We start from the raw sequence: 17340 nt of genomic DNA, 5'->3' as shown, positions 1-17340 counted from the left end.
CATGCGCAACGCGGCACTTGTCTTGGGGATCATCGGCGGCTGCCTCGCCCTGATCGTGGGCTTCTTCAGCTTCGGCTATACTGAATTCATCCGCGAATACGGCGAGGTCGAGGGGCTGGCTTCCGCGCTCGACCGCGAGGGGCTGGTGCGCACCGCTAGTTTCGTCTCGCCGCTCCTGGCCATTGCCGGGGCGGCCATGGCCAAGGCGCGGGCGCTCTGGGGCGGTATCCTGATGCTGATCTCGGCGGGGCTGATGACCTACACGTTCGGCATCGGCCCCTTCACGCTTTTCCCGATCGGCTTCGTCGGGCTGGCCGGTCTGCTGGCCATCGCCGCCGGCAAACCGGACGAGCCCAAGGCGCATTTCTGAAACGCCCGCTTGTGGGCGACACCGCCCCGGGTCAAGCCCGGGGCGGGTGACCCCAACCGATACCGTCAGGCAAGGTCCGGCGGCGTCGCGTCCTTGGCCAGCGATGCCGTGACCTCCTCCAGGCTCTGCACGCTGGTCTGCTTTTCGCCCAGCCGCCGCACCGACACGGTCTTTTCCTCGACCTCGCGCATCCCCACGGCCAGGATCACCGGCACCTTGCCCACCGAATGCTCGCGGACCTTGTAGTTGATCTTCTCGTTGCGCAGGTCTGCCTCGGCCCGCACGCCCGCGGCCTTCAACTGTTCGACCACGTCCAGAACGCACTCGTTCGCCTCGGACACGATCGAGGCCACGACCACCTGCCTGGGGGCCAGCCAGAAAGGCAGCTTGCCTTCCCAGTTCTCGATCAGGATGCCGACGAACCGCTCGAACGACCCAAGGCAGGCGCGGTGCAGCATGAAGGGCCGGTGCTTTTCGCCATCCGCGCCGATATACGTCGCCTCCAGCCGCTCCGGCAGGTTGGGGTCCACCTGGAACGTGCCGCACTGCCAGACCCGGCCGATCGCGTCGGTCAGGTAGAAATCCAGCTTCGGGCCATAAAACGCGCCATCGCCCGGCTCCAGCGTATAGTCACGCCCCACCGCCTTGATCGCGTTCTCCAGCGCGCCCTCTACGTAGTCCCAGGACTCGTCGCTGCCCACGCGCTTTTCGGGGCGCGTGGCGAACTTGATCTCGAATTCCGGAAAGCCCAGCTCGCGGTAGACATCCGCCAGAAAGTCGATGAACCGTGCGCATTCCTCCTGGATCTGCTCCTCGGTGCAGAAGATATGCGCGTCGTCCTGGGTGAACCCGCGCACCCGCATGATCCCGTGCAGCGCGCCCGATGGCTCGAACCGGGCACAGGACCCGAACTCGGCCAGCCGCAAGGGCAGGTCGCGATAGGATTTGAGGCCCTGGTTGAAAACCTGCACGTGGCAGGGGCAGTTCATCGGCTTCAGCGCGTTGATCCGCGTCTGGTCCTTGTTCTTGACGCTCGCGTCGTCATCCTCGCCGTCGCGGGACTCGTCCACCTCCACGATGAACATGTGGTGCTGGTACTTGTCCCAGTGCCCGGATTTTTCCCAAAGCTTGCGGTCCACGACCTGCGGCGTGTTGATCTCGCGGTATCCGCCCGCGCGCTGTTTGCGGCGCATGTAATCCTGAAGCTGGGTATAGATCGTCCAGCCGTTCGGGTGCCAAAAGACCTGTCCGGGGGCCTCTTCCTGCATGTGAAACAGGCTCATCTCGCGGCCCAGCTTGCGGTGGTCGCGCTTCTCGGCCTCTTCCAGGAAATTCAGGTATGCCTTCAGCTTTTCCTTGCCGGTAAAGGCCACGCCGTAAATCCGCTGCAGCATCGGGCGGCTGCTGTCACCGCGCCAATACGCACCTGCGATGGACATCAGCTTGAACGCATCCGCCGGCACCTGTCCGGTGTGCTGCAAATGCGGACCCCGGCACAGGTCCTGCCAGTCGCCATGCCAATACATCCGCAAGGGCTCGTCACCCGGAATGGCGTCGATCAGCTCAACCTTGTAGGGCTCGCCATTGTCCTTGTAGTGCTGCACCGCGCGGTCCCGCTCCCACACCTCGGTGCGCACGGGGTCGCGCAGGTTGATGATCTCGCGCATCTTCTTCTCGATGGCGCCCAGATCCTCGGGCGAGAACGGCTCTGCGCGGTCGAAATCGTAATACCAGCCATTCTCGATGACCGGGCCGATGGTGACCTTGGTCTCGGGCCAGATCTCCTGCACCGCGCGGGCCATGATATGCGCAAGGTCGTGGCGCACCAGCTCGTTGGCGGCCTCTTCGTCCTTCATCGTGTTGATGGCGATCTGCGCGTCGCGCTCAATGGGCCAGGCCAGATCCCAGTGCTTGCCGTCCACATGGGCCGAAATGGCCTTCTTGGCCAGCGAGGTCGAGATATCGGCGGCCACTTCGGCGGGGGTGATCCCGGCGTCGTATTGCCGCGCATTGCCATCGGGAAGGGTAAGGGAGATCTGAGCCATGTCTGGCCTCCTCGTCAGTTTGGCGCCCACGGAACGCCCGGTTGCGGGTTATGGTCTTGGCCCGGGTTTTGGCGCGGGCCAGGGGCCAAGTCAAGCACGCCCTGCCCAAAGAGTGCTTTCGGGGCAGGGGCTTGGTGTCCTTTGAGTGGATTCGGTGTGCAAATGCATGCGAATCCGACATGCCGCGTCGCAGCGGGTCGTTTTGTAAGGTATTGAAAAGGCGACTGAAAATATACTTTACGACGTGGCGCGAACTCCTATATAACCAATACGAAACGTGCGTTTCGTTTTACTTATCGCACGCCGCGACAACGTTAAGGAGCAGATGAACATGGCCCGCTACAACGATAAATTCGAACTCTCCGTCGAAGACATGGAGCTGATCGAAAGCGCCCTGCACAGCTCGAAGGTCAACCAGCCCGAGCCGGTGACCCGCCGCATCCACGACCTGCTGGGACGGCTGCACAACCAGAAAATCTTTTACCGTCCCAAGTCCGCGCCCTATGTCGGAGGCTAACCAGCCTCAACGACAAGGTGCGCAGTGCAAGGCACATTCGAACGACTGACAGGACAGGAAAGTGACAAGGCCGAGGCCCGCAACGGGCTTCGGCATATCTTTTCTCTAAGCCTCACGAAAATCGCCGATGGCCTCATAGACCCCAAGCTGGTGCTCAGCTGGCTTCTGGGCGTGCTTGGCGCACCCGGCAGCCTCGTGGCGCTTCTGGTGCCGCTGCGCGAGGCCGGGGCGCTGCTGCCGCAGGTGCTGTTGGCGCCGTGGCTGGAACAGCGCAAGCAACGCCGCTGGATGTGGGTCGCGGGCAGCGCGGGGCAGGGGTGCATGGCCGCGGGCATCGCCGCCTCGGCCATTTTCCTGCAAGGCTGGGCGGCGGGCCTCGCCATCTGCGTGCTCTTGGCCACGCTGGCGCTCTTCCGTGCGGCCTGCTCGGTCTCCTACAAGGACATCCTCGGCAAGACCGTCGGCCAGACCAAGCGCGGCGCGGTCACCGGCATGGCAGGCTCGGCCGCGTCCATCGCGGTGCTGGTTTTTGCCGGGCTGATGCTCTCGGGGCTCATCCAGACCAAGACCGCCGTGATCGCCGCCATCGCCTTGGCTTCGTGCCTCTGGATTGCCGCCGCACTCATCTTCTCGACCCTCGATGAGGACGACAGCACCCCGCAAAACGACACCGGCTTGCACCGCTTTCGCGACGTGATCCGCGAAGATGCCAACCTGCGCCGCTTCATCCTCGTGCGCGGCCTGCTGACGGCCACCGCTCTCGCACCGCCGTTCCTCGCGGTTATGACCACGCAAGGCGACGACAACAACCTGCGCACGCTGGGGGCGCTGCTGGTGGCGTCCTCGGCCGCCGGCTTCGTCAGTTCCTACGCCTGGGGCTGGCTCGCCGACCGCTCCAGCCGCTTGATGCTGCTGGTGGCGGGGCTTCTGGGTGCGCTGGCCATGGCGGCGGGCGTCGCCGTCAACCTTGCCGGATGGGCCCAGACCACCGCAATAATACCCGGCGTTCTCTTCGTGCTGATGGTGGCCTATCACGGCGTGCGGCAGGCACGCTCGACCTATCTTGTCGACATCTCGCCCGAGGATCGCCGCACCGTGAATTCCGCCGTCGCCAACCTTGCCATCGGGATCATCCTGCTGCTGGCGGGCGCCTTTGGTGGCGCGCTCAGCTGGGTCGGTCCGAACGCCGCCCTGATCGGGTTTGCGGCCATGTCGGCCCTAGGCGGGCTGGCCGCGCTCGGCCTTCGCGATGTCAAATAACGGCATACATCTGCATACAATTGTATCGCGCCGTATTCTCCTGTATGCGAATGTTCACTGTAACATATTGTGACAAAAAGACAATTTTCATTCTTCCATGAGATGCTAGCTTCATTCACAGGCCTGATGAGCCTCAGACGCGGAAGAAAACGAACGGTAACGAATATGACACGTCACGACACCAGCTCCGACAGCACCGGCGACTCCGGTGATGCGGATAATCCCGACGAAACGGCGGGAACCACCTATCTCGGCTTCCCGGCCAGCGCCGTCGCCGACAAACCGGGGCGCGAACGGGAATACACGCTCGACCGGATCGAGCGCACCATCGGCTCCATTCTCTGACACGGCCCAAGCGGCTTGAAACGCCGCGCGTAGGGTGACAGGTTCCCGTCAAACCTCGAAGGGGAACACCGATGTCAGAGACAGAGACGCTTACCTCGCCCCAAGGGCGACGTCTGGCCTATCACAAGACTGACGGCGACGGGCCGGGCGTGGTCTTTCTCGGCGGCTTCAAGTCGGACATGGAAGGCACCAAGGCCATCCATCTGGAAGGCTGGGCCAAGCGCACGGGCCGCGCCTTTCTGCGGTTCGACTATTCCGGACATGGACAAAGCAGCGAAGCCTTCACCGACGGCTGCATCGGTGACTGGGCCGCCGACGCGCAGGCCGTGATCGAAGAGCTGACCGACGGTCCGCAGATCCTCGTCGGCTCCTCCATGGGCGGCTGGATTGCCCTGCTCATGGCCCGCGCGATCCCCGACCGCGTCGCCGGCATGGTCACCGTCGCCGCCGCGCCGGATTTCACCGAGGACAGCATGTGGGCCGGTTTCACCGAGGCGCAGCGCGCCGAGTTGAAGGCCAAGGGCCGCCTTGCCCTGCCCAGCGACTATGACGAGCCCTACATCATCACCCACCGGCTGATAGAGGACGGGCGCGACAACCTTGTCCTGCGCGCGGACCTCAAGCTGCCTTTCCCGGTGCGGTTCCTGCAGGGCACCGCAGATGCGGATGTGGACATGTCCGTGGCCCTGCGTCTGCTGGACCATGCCAAGGGCAAGGACATGCGCCTCACGCTCGTCGACGGGGCCGATCACCGCTTTTCCGACCCCGATTGCCTCGCGCTCATCACACGCTCCATCGAGGACGTGCTGGAGCGTCTTGGGTGAAATGGTTCGCGCGGGTTCTGGGCCTTCTGGCACTGATGATCGCTGCGCTCTGGCTCTTCGGCCCGCGCGAACCCGTGACGCTCAGCGCCGATTTCGACCCGCGCAAGTTCGGCGAAGGGATCGGCGTCTATCTTGAAAGCACCGAAAGCGGTGTCCCCAACCTGCGCCCCGCCACCACCAAGCGCATCGTCTGGGCCGGGGATGCCGAGACGCGCACGGACCTCTCCATCGTCTACCTGCACGGTTTTTCCGCCAGCGCCGAGGAAATCCGCCCGGTCCCCGACCGCGTGGCCACAAGTTTGAATGCCAACCTTGTCTTCACCCGCTTCACCGGCCACGGCCGCGATGGCGCTGCCATGACCGAGGCCAGCATGGCCGACTGGATGGCCGACGCCGCCGAGGCGCTGGCGCTGGGCCGCGCCACCGGCGACCGCGTGGTCGTGATCGCCACCTCCACCGGCGCCACTTTCGCGGCCCTTGCCGCGCTCGACCCCGACATGCGCAAAGACGTTGCGGGCATGGTCTTCGTCGCTCCCAATTTCGGCATAAACAACGCCATGGCGTCGCTGCTGACATGGCCCGCCGCGCGGTACTGGGCGCCACTGCTTGCGGGGCAGGAGCGCAGCTTCGAGCCGCAGAACGCCGAACAGGCCGCCCACTGGACCACGCGCTATCCTTCCGTGGCCGCCTTGCCCGTGGCGGCCGCCGTGCAGGCCGCTGCACGTGCCGATTACAGCCAAACGACCATCCCCGCGCTGTTCTACTATGACGCCGATGACCAGGTCGTCGACGCCACGGCCACCGACGCCGTGCGCACAGATTGGGGTGGCCCAGTCTCGCTGGCGCGACCGCCGAAAGGGCCGGGGATGGACCCGCTGGCCCACGTCATCGCCGGCGACATCCTTTCGCCGGCCGGCACCGGGCCCGCCGTCACGGCCATTCTCGACTGGATCGGCGGATTGCCGTAAAGTGCGCAACTTTTCTTGGTTTTCCGCAAAGCCTGTGGCAGAATCACCTTCATAAAACAGCGCAGAGCGCGCGGGCAGGTTAAGGAACAAAGCAATGAAAGACCCCTTGGTGTTTCTGCCGGGCATGATGTGTGACGCACGCCTGTTCGGCCCCCAGATCGCGGCGCTCAGCCCCTACTTGCCCGTGACCGTCGCGCCCATTTCCCACGGCGACCGGATCGAGGAAATCGCCTCGGGCCTGCTCGATCACCTGCCGCGCCGCTTTGCGCTGGCGGGGCTGTCCATGGGCGGCATCGTCGCGCTGGAGATCGTGCGCCGTGCGCCCGACCGGGTGACGCGCCTTTGCCTGATGGACACGAACTCGCTGGCCGAAACGCCCCAATCGGCGGCCAATTACGAGCCCATCGTGACCAAGCTGCGCGCAGGCTTCATCGATCAGGCCGTCTCGACGCTGCTGCGTCCAGACCACCTGGCTCCCAATGCCGACCGCACCTCGATTATGCACATGGTCACCAAGATGGCCGAGAACCTCGGGGCCGATGCGATCACCCGGCAGGTCCGGGCCCTGCAACGCCGCCGCGACTATCAGGCGACCTTGCGCAAGATCACCGTGCCGACGCTGGTGATGTGCGGCGTGCACGACACGCTTACGCCGGTGAAGCGGCACGAATTCATGGCCGGCCTCATTCCCTATGCCGAATTGGCGTTGGTGCAGGAGGCCGGACACCTGCCGACACTGGAAACGCCCGAGGCGGTGACAGCCGCGCTGCGCGTGTGGCTGAAACAGCCGCTGGTTCTGCAAAAGCGGGTCGAGGCGGGGTAGGGCGGGTCAACTCGGCACCCGACGTCGTCCCTGGCTCGATCCGAGTAGGTTCGAGGCCACGGGATCCCGGATCAAGTCCCGGATGACGGGCGTTTGACCAAGCCGAGCGATTGCCAAGCCGCGGGATGGCGATCGCGCGGCGGCGCGGCAGGGCCGCGCCTTAGTCCCGCGGCCCCCAACTGAAATCCCGTCGTCCCGGAATTGGTCCGGGACCTCTCCGCCAGGGGTTGACCGACCTCACTCCGCCGCGATCTTCGCCTTCTTCCTGTTCTTGCGGGGCTTCGTGCGGCTGCGCGCCGCCGGATCCTCGGAATTGGCGTCGATGAAATCCAGCACCAGCGGCCGGATGTTGTTGCGCCACGACCGGCCCGCGAAAATGCCGTAATGGCCCGCCTCGGGCTCCAGGTGGCTGGCCTTCATGCTGTCGGGCAACCCGGTCAGCAGGTCCAGTGCCGCCACGCATTGTCCGGGCGCCGAGATATCGTCCTTGCCGCCCTCGACCGTCTTCACCGCGACCTTGCTGATCGCGCCGATATCCACCTTGTGGCCATCGACCACGAAGGCGTTCTTGGCGATCTCGCCCGCCTTGAAGATGCGCTCGACCGTCGACAGGTAGAATTCCGCCGGCATGTCCATCACGGCCAGGTATTCGTCGTAGAACTTGTTGTGCGGGTCGCGGTCGCTGGCCTCGCCCTGCGCCACGCGGCTGATCTGGTTCAGGAAGGCCTGGCTGTGACGCTCGGCGTTCATCGACATGAACGACGACAGCTGCAACAGGCCGGGATAGACCTTGCGCCCCACGCCCGGATATTTGAAGCCGACGCGCTGGATCATCGTCTCCTGCAACTGGCCCATGGTAACGCTATGCCCGAAATCCGTCACCTCCGTCGGCGTCGCGTCGGGGTCGATCGGCCCGCCGATCAGCGTCAGCGACCGGGGCTGCGCATCGGGGTCCAACTCGGCAAGATAGGCGGTCGCGGCCAGGGTCAGCGGCGCGGGCTGGCACACGGCGATCACGTGCAGATCGCTGCCCAGCTCGCGCATGAAGTCCATCAGGTAAAGCGTGTAATCCTCGACATCGAACTTGCCCGCGCTGACGGGGATGTCGCGCGCGTTGTGCCAGTCGGTCACGTAAACCTCGCAATCGGGCAGCAGCGATTTCACGGTCGAGCGCAACAGAGTTGCGTAGTGTCCGGACATCGGCGCCACCAGCAAGACGCGGCGGTCCATCTCGTCCCGGCCCTGCACGTTGAAGTGAATGAGGTCGCCAAAGGGCTTGTCCACCACTGTCTCGATGCTGATCAGGTGGTCGCGCCCGTCCTCGCCGGTGATCGATTCGATCCCCCAGTCGGGCTTGGCGACCATGCGTTGGAACGTGCGCTCGGTGACTTCGCCCCAGGCGGCCAGCCATTGAAACGCGGGGTTTGGGGTCAGCGCGAAGATGGGGTAAGATGCCATGGAAAAGGCCGTAGCGCCCAGCCACTGGTTGGTGTTGCGGATGGTTTCCATCAGGTCGTAGGTGGCCATGTAACGCATTACTTACTCCTTCGGCCGGGCCGGCCGAGTTGGTTCCATTCGTCGCAGTCCCACAGGCTCGCAGGGCCAGTATACGCGGGGCGACGTTAACACATGCATACCAGACGCGGTCCCACCGCGCCATGCTGCATAGCAGAAAGAGTAGAGGATTTCGCAGAAATGGCAACGCCCGACACCGCCGAAGAAAAAAATCTGGAGCGGATGAACGAAAATCTCGAAAAGGTCGAGGCCTTGTCACAAAGGCTCGTGCAGGCGCTGAGCCACCGAAATCCCCCCGCACCCGAGTTGAACGGCCCGGGCCAGGAGCTTTATGCACGCGCAGCAGCCTCCTACTGGCAGGCCCTGATGGAGAACCCGGGCAAGATCTACGAACAGCAGCTGGAATACTGGGGCAAATCCGTGCGCCATTTCATGGAGGCCCAGCAGGCGCTGCTGCAAGGCCACGCCCCGGCCGATGCCGGAGAGGACGACTCCGACCCGCTGGAAGGTGACAAGCGCTTCACGAATCCCCTGTGGAAGACGCACCCCTATTTCCGGCTGGTCAAAAAGCAATACGCACTCAACAAGCAGGCCGTGGAAAAGGCCGTGGCCGAGGCCGACGACCTCGATCCCAAGGATCGCAAGCGCCTGAACTACTTTGCCTCCCAGATCGTCGACATGATGAGCCCGACGAATTTCCTCGGCACCAATCCCGACGCGCTGGAACGCGCGCTCGAGACCGAGGGCGAAAGCCTGGTGAAGGGGCTGGAAAACCTCGTGTCGGACCTCGAGGCCAACAAGGGCGAGATGGTCGTGCGCCTGTGCGACGAGGACGCCTTCAAGCTGGGCGAAAACGTTGCCGTGACCGAAGGCGAGGTGGTCTATCGCAACCGCATGATGGAGCTGATCCAGTACAAGCCCACCACCGCGCAGGTCCACAAGACTCCCGTGGTGATCTTTCCGCCCTGGATCAACAAGTACTACATTCTCGACCTCAAGAAGGAAAACAGCCTGATCAAGTGGATCACCGATCAGGGCTACACGCTCTTCGTCGTGTCCTGGGTCAATCCTGACGCGTCCTACAGGGACGTCCTTATCGACGATTACATCGAGGAGGGGTTCCTGACCGCCATCCGCGAGGCCAAGGCGATCACTGGCGAAAAACAGGTCAACGCCGTGGGCTATTGCATCGCCGGCACCACCCTGCACCTGACGCTGGCGCTGATGGCCAAGCGCGGCGACAATTCGGTCAAGTCCGCCACCTTCTTCACCGCGCTGACCGATTTCGGCGAGCAGGGCGAATTCGTGCCTTTCCTGCAAGACGATTTCGTTGACGGTATCGAGCGGGAAGTCGAGGAACAGGGCGTGCTTCGCTCCTTCATCATGGGGCGCACCATGTCCTTCCTGCGCTCGAATGACCTGATCTACAAGCCCGCGATCCGCAGCTACATGATGGGCGAAACGCCGCCCGCCTTCGACCTGCTCTACTGGAACGGGGACGGGGCCAACCTGCCCGGCGACATGACCAAGCAATACCTGCGCGACCTCTGCCAGGCCAACGCCTTCGTCGACAAGGGCATGAAGGTGTGCGGCGAAACCGTGCATATCAGCGATGTCACCGTGCCGATCTTGGCCGTCACCTGCGAAAGCGATCACATCGCCGCCTGGCGCGACTGTTACCGCGGCTTCATGCAGACCGGATCGACCGACCGCAGCTTTATCGTGTCCGAGTCCGGCCACATCGCCGGCATCGTCAATCCGCCGTCGAAAAAGAAGTACGGCTATTACATGAACAAGGACCTGCCGCCCACGCCCGAAGAGTGGCTGGCGGGCGCGACAGAGCGCGAAGGCTCCTGGTGGCCGATGTGGGAATCCTGGCTGCGCAAGCGCTCGGGGACCAAGATTAAGGCCCGCGAACCGGGCGATTCCGAGCATCCCAGCCTTGGTCCGGCGCCCGGAACCTACGTGCTTCGCAAGGCAAACGCCTGACGCGAAACGCTTTTTCCAACTGTGTGAAAGTTTTGCTGCAGTGCAGCAAAAGGGGTTGCAATGCTGCGTTGCGGCGTCTATATATGCTGCAGATGCAAAAAAGCGGACCAACCGCTTGCAAACAGAACACGACTGAAACCGAACACGTAGGAGCCGTACCAATGGCAAAAGCACAAGCACAAGACTTCAACGCGATGATGAAAGACGTGATGGGCGCGTTCCCCGTCGACACCAAAGCGATGGAAGAAGCGTTCAAGAACCAAGCCGCTCTGAGCGAGAAAATGTCGGGCGTCGCCCTCGAAGCCGCCACCAAATCGGCCGAGCTGTCGGGCAAATGGACCCAGGAAACCCTGACCAAGCTGCAAGACGTCACCAAGGCGAAATCCGAGCCGGCAGACTACGCCAAAGCCATGACCGACTTCGCGTCGGCCAACGCTGAAACGGCTGCCGAGCACATGGCCGCCTTCGCCGAGATCGCGAAGAAAGTCCAGATGGACACGGTCGAGCTGATGATGGCTGCTGGAAAAGACTTCCAGGAAGACGCCACCAAAGCCGTGAAGAAAGCCACCGACGACGCGACCGCCGCGGCCAAGAAAGCCTCGACCGCCGCAGCCAAGTAAGCGCGGACCGGTAACCGGTTTAACGAGTACGGGCCATCTTCCTCCCTTTTGGCCCGGAACACCGAAGGGCGAGCCTCCCGGGCTCGCCCTTTTTGGCGTCCGTTGCCGGGGAGGGCAGGGACGGCAGATGGCATCGCATCCAGTCACGGCACTGCCCGGGCCGGGCCCGTCGCCGTCACCTGCCGGGATCGTGCCGCCGGCGCACCGTCGACGCGCGCCCCGGAAGGGAAAGCGCCGCATCCTCGCGCGGCATCCGGCTGACCAGCCTGCCGTTCGAGATCACCGCGAGGCGCGCGGGCCGAAGGCGCAACGCCTCGATCGGCGACCCGGCATCCAGCACGACCAATGAGGCGCGTTTGCCGGGCGCGATGCCATACCCCTCCAGCCCCAGGATTGCGGCGTTCTGGTGCGTGACCATGTCGAAACACCGCGCCATCTCTTCGGGGCTGGTCATCTGCGCCACGTGCAATCCCATGAAGGCGACGTCCAGCATGTCCGCTGTCCCCAGCGAGTACCACGGATCGAGCACGCAATCCTGCCCCCAGCCCACGGTGATCCCATGCGCCTGCATCTCCTTCACCCGGGTCAGGCCGCGCCGCTTGGGAAAACTGTCGTGCCGTCCCTGCAGCGTGATGTTGATCAGCGGGTTCGGGACGGCGGCCACCCCGGCCTCGGCCATCAGCGGCAGCAGCTTCGAGACATAGTAATTGTCCATCGAATGCATCGAGGTCAGGTGACTGCCCGTGACCCGGCCCTGCAACCCCAACCGCTGCGCCTCGAAGGCAAGCGACTCGATGTGGCGGCTCATCGGGTCGTCCGTCTCGTCGCAATGCAGGTCGACCATCAGGCCTCGGTCTGCGGCCATCTCGCACTGCTCGCGCACCGAGGCCGCGCCATCGGACATGGTGCGTTCGAAATGCGGAATGCCGCCCACCACGTCAACGCCCATATCAAGCGCGCGGATCGTGTTTTCCCGTGCCGTCGGATCGCGGTAGAAGCCGTCCTGCGGAAAGGCCACCAACTGCAGGTCGATATAGTCGCGGACCCGCTCGCGCACCTCCAGCATCGCCTCGACGCCCAGCAGGCGGTCATCGCAGGTGTCGACATGGCTGCGGATCGCCAGCAATCCCTGGCTGACCGCCCAGTCGCAATAGGACAGCGCGCGCTCGACCATCTCGTCCTGCGTGACGATTTGCTTCAACTCGCCCCAAAGCCCGATCCCCTCCAGCAACGTGCCCGACGCATTGATCCGTGGCAGCCCATAGGACAGCGTCGCGTCCAGGTGGAAATGCGGATCGACGAAAGACGGGCTGACCAGATCGCCCTCCGCCTCGATCACTTCGCGGGCCTCGGCGCCAGACAGGTCCTCGACCGCCTTGATCCTGTCGCCTTCGATCCCGATATCCGCCACGCGCCCGTCCGGCAGCGTGCCGCCCCTGACGATAAGATCAAACATCAGCGTTCCCCCTTGTTGAACGGCACCATCAGTGCCGCCGGCACCTCGGCCCGGCGCGACATGACGATCAGCGCCAGGATGGACAGGAAATAGGGCATCATCAGGAACACCTGGTAAGGGATGTCGGCCCCAAGCGGCGTCTGCTGCACCCGGATCTGCAGCGCGTCGAACGCGGCAAAGAGGATCGCGCCCAACAGCGCCTTGCCCGGTTTCCACGCGCCGAACACGACCAGCGCGATGCAGATCCAGCCGCGCCCGTTGACCATCTCGAAAAAGAAACTGTCAAAGGCCGACATGGTCAGGAACGCGCCGCCGACGGCCATCAACCCGCTGCCCACGATCACCGCGCCCATTCGGATGCCGGTCACCGACAGGCCCTGCGCCGCCACCGCCGCCGGGTTTTCCCCCGCCGCGCGCAGCGCCAGGCCCAGCGGCGTGCGATACAGCACCAGCGCCACGACGCCCACCAGGATGAATGCCAGGTAGGTCAGCGGCGTCTGCGCGAAGAGCGCCGGACCGATCAGCGGGATGTCGGACAACAGCGGAATCTCGAAAGGCTGGAAGGCGTCAATCTTGGGCGGGCTCGTGACCTCGGGCAACGCCAGGCGGTAGGCGTAATAGGTCAGGGATGTCGCCAGCAGCGTCACGCCAAGGCCGACCACATGCTGCGACAGGCCGAAGGGCACAGTCAGCAGGCTGTGGATCAACCCGAACAGCATCCCCACCACCATCGCCACGGCCACGCCCATCCACAGCCCCATACCGGAATAGACCGCCATCCAACCGGCAAAGGCACCGGCCACCATGATCCCCTCGATCCCGAGGTTCAGCACGCCCGCACGCTCGCAGATCAGTTCTCCCAGCGTGGCAAAGATCAACGGGCTCGCGATGCGGATCGCGGCGGTCCAGAAGCTGGCGGAAAGCAGGATTTCGAAGATGTCCATGGCCTACTCCCTCACCACGCGGAACCGGGTCAGCAGGATCGCCAGCACCATCAGCAGCAGCGCCGTGGCCAGCATGATATCCGCAAGGTAACTGGGCACCTCGACCGCGCGGCTCATGCTGTCCGCGCCGACGAAAATGCCCGCCACGAACAGCGCCGCCGCCACAACCGCCAGTGGGTTCAGCAGGGCCAGCATGGCAACGATGATCCCGGTGTAGCCATAGCCCGGGCTAAGATCGAGCGTCAGGTTGCCCTTCAGCCCCGCGACCTCGGAAAACCCCGCAAGCGCCGCCAGCCCGCCCGACAGAAGCGCCGTCTTGATCAGCACCCGGTTCACCGGGATGCCCGCAAACCCCGCCGCCTCGCGGTTCAGGCCCACGGCGCGCATCTCGTATCCAAGCGTCGTGCGCCGTTCGATCACCCAGACCACCACCGCCGCGATCAGCGCCAGCGCAAACCCCCAGTGCAGGCGCAGCCCCTCGACGATACGCGGCAGCCGCGCCTCGGCCACCAGACGCTCGGACTTGGGCCAGCCCATGCCCATCGGGTCCTTCAGCGGGCCTTCCAGCAGCATCGAGATGAACAGCAGGAAGATGAAATTGAACAGCAGCGTCGTCACCACCTCGTCGACGCCGAACCGCACCTTCAGCAGCGCCGGCACCAGCAGCACCAGCGCCCCGGCCAGCATCGAGGCGAGCGCCAGCGCGGGCAGCAGGGCAAGCGCCCCCCATTGCAGCATCCCGGTGCCCAGAACCACGGTCATCAACGCGCCTGCATACAGCTGCGCCTCGGCCCCGATGTTCCACAGGCGTGCTCGAAAGGCGACCGCCACAGCAAGGCCGGTGAAGATCAGCGGCGTCGCCCGGTTCAGCGTCTCCAGCAGGGCGAATTTCGACCCGAACGCGCCCTTGAGGATCAGGCCGAGCACCGAGAACGGGTTGGCCCCTGCCGCCATCGCCAGCAATGAGGCGATCACCACGGTCGAGCCGATGGCAATCGCGGGCGGCACGGTCGTGCGCCAAAGCGACGGGTTCGCGACCGGTTCAAGACGCATGGGCGGATTCCTTTTCAAACCCCTGGCCGGCCATCCAGACGCCCAGCTCGGCGGGCGTCACCGATCCGCGCGCGAATCCCGGTGACAGGCCGCCTTCGGAAATCACGTGGATCACGTCCGACAGCGCCATGATCTCGTCGAGGTCCTCCGAGATCAGCAGCACGGCCGCGCCCCTGTCCCGTGCCGCCAGCAACTGCCCATGCACGTAATTGACCGCGCCGATGTCCAGCCCCCGCACCGGCTGGTTGGCAAGAATGATACGCGGTCCGGCCTCCAGCACACGGCCAAGGATCAGTTTTTGCATGTTCCCGCCCGAGAGCAGCCGGATGCGCGTGCCCGGCCCGGGGCAGCGCACGTCATAGGTCTCGATGATCTCGCGGGTAAAGGCCTCGGCCCGGCCCCAGTTCATCAGGCCCGACCGGCTATAGGGCGGCTGGGCATAGGTCTCGAGAATCGCGTTCTCGGTCAGATCGAACTCGGCGATGGTGCCGGTCTTGTGCCGGTCCTCGGGGATGCGGGCGATGCCCGATTGTACCGCCGCGCGCGGCGACCATGTGTCCAGCCGCGCGCCGTCCAGCTCCATCCGTCCCTCGGCTGGCGCGATCAGCCCGCCGATCAGGTCCGCCAAAGCCCCCTGACCGTTGCCAGAGACCCCCGCCAGCCCCACGATCTGCCCCGCATGCAGCGCCAGCGACACATCCGCCAGCCCCGGCGCATTGCCGCGCGCGGGCGTCGTGACCGCATCCAGCCGCATCAGCACGTCACCGGGCCGCCCCGGCGCGACCTTGGGCGCGGCGACATCCGCCCCCACCATCAGCGAAGCCAGCGTTTCCTTGTCGACCTCGGCAATCGGCCGTTCGGCCACCAGCCGCCCATGCCGCAGGATCAGCACGCGATCCGATATCGCCATCACCTCGTGCAGCTTGTGGGAAATGAACACCACCGACAGGCCCAGCTTGATCGCCTTGCGCAGGGTGGCGAAAAGGTCCTCGGTCTCCTGCGGGGTCAGGACGGCGGTCGGCTCGTCCAGGATCAGGATGCGCGCATCCCGGTACAGCGCCTTCAGGATCTCGACCCGCTGGCGCTCGCCCACCGTCAGGCTGCCCACCTTGGCATCGGGATGGACCTGAAGCCCGAAATCCTGCGCCAGCTTTTCCAGCTTCGTGCGCGCCGCCCCCCGGTCGAGGCGCGGCGACAAAAGCGGCTGGGTGCCGAGAATGACATTCTCCAGCACGGTCATGTTGTCGGCCAGCGTGAAATGCTGGTGCACCATGCCCACCCCGGCATCGAGCGCCGCACGCGGGTTGCCGGGCGGCAGGGCTTGGCCAAAAACCTCCACATTGCCCTCGTCCGCCGTGTACTGGCCGAACAGGATGTTCATCAGCGTGGTCTTGCCCGCGCCGTTCTCACCCAGCAGGGCGATCACCTCGCCCTCGCGCAGCGACAGGCTGACCGCGTCATTCGCGACCAGCTTGCCGAACCGCTTGGTAATGGAATCGAGGCGCAGGACCACCTGCGCCGCGCCGTCGCCTGCCATTCAGGACGACTTGGGTTCTTCGTCGTTGATCTCGACCGTGTACTCGCCGGACATGATCTCCTGCTTGCGCTGCTCGACAAGGTCCAGCGCCTCCTGCGGCACCTTGCCTTCGAACGTGCCCAAGGGCGCCAGTGACGAGCCGCCCTCCTTCATGAAGGAATAGACGCCGTAATCGGCGGCGCTGAACGTGCCGGCCTTCACCTCGGCAATCGCCTTGTCCAGCGTCGGTTCGAAATGCCAGATGGCCGAGGCCACGACCGTCTCGGGATAATCGGCCTGCGTGTCGATCACGTTGCCGATGGCCAGGATGCCCTTTTCCTGCGCCGCGTCCGACACGCCGAACCGTTCCGCATAAAGCATGTCGGCCCCGTTCTCGATCATGGCGAACGCCGTTTCCTTGGCCTTGGGCGGATCGAACCAGCTGCCGATAAAGCTGACCTGGAAGGTGATGTCGGGGTTCATCTCGCGCGCGCCCGCCATGAAGGCATGCATCAGGCGGTTGACCTCTGGAATCGGGAAGCCGCCGACCATGCCGATATTGCCGGTCTCGGTCATTGCCCCCGCGATGATCCCCGTCAGGTAGGACGCGTCCTGGATGTAGTTGTCAAAGACCGCGAAATTCGGTAGCGCCTCGTCCTGCTTGAAGCTCGAGCCCATCAGGAAGGCGATATCGGGATATTCCGCCGCCACCTCGCGCGCCTCTTGCTCGACGGCAAAGACCTCGCCGATGATCAGCTCATAGCCCTGCTCGGCATATTCGCGCATGACGCGGGCGTAATCGGTGTTCGACACGTTCTCGGAAAAGACATAGTCGATATCGCCCCGCTCCTGCGCGGTGCCGGCGGCCTTGTGGATGCGGCTGACCCATTGCTGCTCGACCGGCACGGTGTAGATGCCCGCGACCTTCAGCGGCTCGTCCGCCTTCAGCGCCCCCGGCGCGCCGGCTGCCACAAGCAGCGCGGTGCCGGCTGTGGTGCTCAGGAACGTCCGGCGGGAAAGGCCGGTCGGGCTGGTTTTTCTGTGTTGCGTCATGGAACTTATCCCCCTGTTGGAACGTGGCGTGCCCAGAATGTT

Annotated in this window: 16 protein-coding genes; 9 read left to right on the top strand and 7 right to left on the bottom strand. The window is 64.6% G+C overall.

From position 1 onward, the window contains the following. The first annotated feature begins 1 nt into the window (after position 1). On the top strand, positions 2-370 hold the full coding sequence (locus tag PVV74_RS02690; protein WP_152474383.1) for a hypothetical protein: 369 nt from the start codon (positions 2-4) through the stop codon (positions 368-370). 65 nt (positions 371-435) lie between these two features. Here PVV74_RS02690 and thrS read toward each other — a convergent pair whose 3' ends face one another. Continuing rightward, complete coding sequence (gene thrS, locus PVV74_RS02685; protein WP_274592134.1) at positions 436-2415, bottom strand: threonine--tRNA ligase; 1980 nt, start codon at positions 2413-2415, stop codon at positions 436-438. 331 nt (positions 2416-2746) lie between these two features. Here thrS and PVV74_RS02680 point away from each other — a divergent pair, with 331 nt between their 5' ends. The 6 genes from PVV74_RS02680 to PVV74_RS02655 all read left to right on the top strand — a co-directional run bounded on the left by PVV74_RS02680 (position 2747) and on the right by PVV74_RS02655 (position 7152). Continuing rightward, positions 2747-2932, top strand: coding sequence for a hypothetical protein (locus PVV74_RS02680; protein WP_103761897.1), 186 nt, complete (start codon positions 2747-2749; stop codon positions 2930-2932). Between the two features lie 24 nt (positions 2933-2956). Next, complete coding sequence (locus tag PVV74_RS02675; RefSeq protein WP_274592133.1) at positions 2957-4192, top strand: MFS transporter; 1236 nt, start codon at positions 2957-2959, stop codon at positions 4190-4192. Positions 4193-4357: 165 nt separating this feature from the next. Beyond that, positions 4358-4537 carry a hypothetical protein gene (locus PVV74_RS02670; RefSeq protein ID WP_274592132.1) on the top strand — a complete coding sequence of 60 codons (180 nt, stop codon included), beginning with the start codon at positions 4358-4360 and terminating at the stop codon, positions 4535-4537. Positions 4538-4608: 71 nt separating this feature from the next. Next, positions 4609-5361, top strand: coding sequence for an alpha/beta fold hydrolase (locus PVV74_RS02665; RefSeq protein WP_274592131.1), 753 nt, complete (start codon positions 4609-4611; stop codon positions 5359-5361). Next, positions 5358-6329: an alpha/beta hydrolase gene (locus tag PVV74_RS02660; protein ID WP_274592130.1), complete on the top strand. Its 972-nt coding sequence runs from the start codon at positions 5358-5360 to the stop codon at positions 6327-6329. Before PVV74_RS02665 ends, PVV74_RS02660 begins: the two co-directional genes overlap by 4 nt. Positions 6330-6423: 94 nt before the next feature. Beyond that, positions 6424-7152: an alpha/beta fold hydrolase gene (locus PVV74_RS02655; RefSeq protein WP_274592129.1), complete on the top strand. Its 729-nt coding sequence runs from the start codon at positions 6424-6426 to the stop codon at positions 7150-7152. Positions 7153-7389: 237 nt separating this feature from the next. Here PVV74_RS02655 and phaZ read toward each other — a convergent pair whose 3' ends face one another. Continuing rightward, the gene (gene phaZ / locus PVV74_RS02650) at positions 7390-8688 is read right to left on the bottom strand and encodes a polyhydroxyalkanoate depolymerase (protein WP_103761635.1); all 1299 of its coding nucleotides are present in this window, start codon (positions 8686-8688) and stop codon (positions 7390-7392) included. Between the two features lie 159 nt (positions 8689-8847). Here phaZ and PVV74_RS02645 point away from each other — a divergent pair, with 159 nt between their 5' ends. Further along, positions 8848-10656 carry a PHA/PHB synthase family protein gene (locus PVV74_RS02645; protein ID WP_274592128.1) on the top strand — a complete coding sequence of 603 codons (1809 nt, stop codon included), beginning with the start codon at positions 8848-8850 and terminating at the stop codon, positions 10654-10656. Between the two features lie 161 nt (positions 10657-10817). Then, a complete protein-coding gene (locus tag PVV74_RS02640; protein ID WP_103761633.1) occupies positions 10818-11276 on the top strand; it encodes a phasin family protein in 459 nt (152 codons plus the stop codon). 175 nt (positions 11277-11451) lie between these two features. Here PVV74_RS02640 and PVV74_RS02635 read toward each other — a convergent pair whose 3' ends face one another. Genes PVV74_RS02635 through PVV74_RS02615 form a run of 5 tightly spaced genes read right to left on the bottom strand, consistent with a single transcriptional unit; the run spans position 11452 to position 17298 of the window. Next, entirely contained in the window at positions 11452-12732 is a 1281-nt protein-coding gene (locus PVV74_RS02635; protein ID WP_274592127.1) for an amidohydrolase family protein, read from the bottom strand. Next, on the bottom strand, positions 12732-13676 hold the full coding sequence (locus tag PVV74_RS02630) for an ABC transporter permease (protein ID WP_274592126.1): 945 nt from the start codon (positions 13674-13676) through the stop codon (positions 12732-12734). The genes PVV74_RS02635 and PVV74_RS02630 overlap by 1 nt, the downstream gene beginning before the upstream one ends. Before the next feature lie 3 nt (positions 13677-13679). Then, a complete protein-coding gene (locus PVV74_RS02625) occupies positions 13680-14729 on the bottom strand; it encodes an ABC transporter permease (protein WP_274592125.1) in 1050 nt (349 codons plus the stop codon). Beyond that, entirely contained in the window at positions 14719-16266 is a 1548-nt protein-coding gene (locus PVV74_RS02620; protein ID WP_274592124.1) for an ABC transporter ATP-binding protein, read from the bottom strand. Before PVV74_RS02620 ends, PVV74_RS02625 begins: the two co-directional genes overlap by 11 nt. Further along, positions 16267-17298: a BMP family protein gene (locus PVV74_RS02615; protein WP_274592123.1), complete on the bottom strand. Its 1032-nt coding sequence runs from the start codon at positions 17296-17298 to the stop codon at positions 16267-16269. It lies immediately after the preceding gene. Positions 17299-17340: the final 42 nt, after the last annotated feature.

This window comes from Roseovarius sp. SK2 (assembly GCF_028807495.1).
In the GTDB taxonomy this organism is placed as follows: Bacteria; Pseudomonadota; Alphaproteobacteria; order Rhodobacterales; family Rhodobacteraceae; genus Roseovarius; species Roseovarius confluentis.
This window is presented reverse-complemented; position numbering and strand designations above follow the sequence as displayed.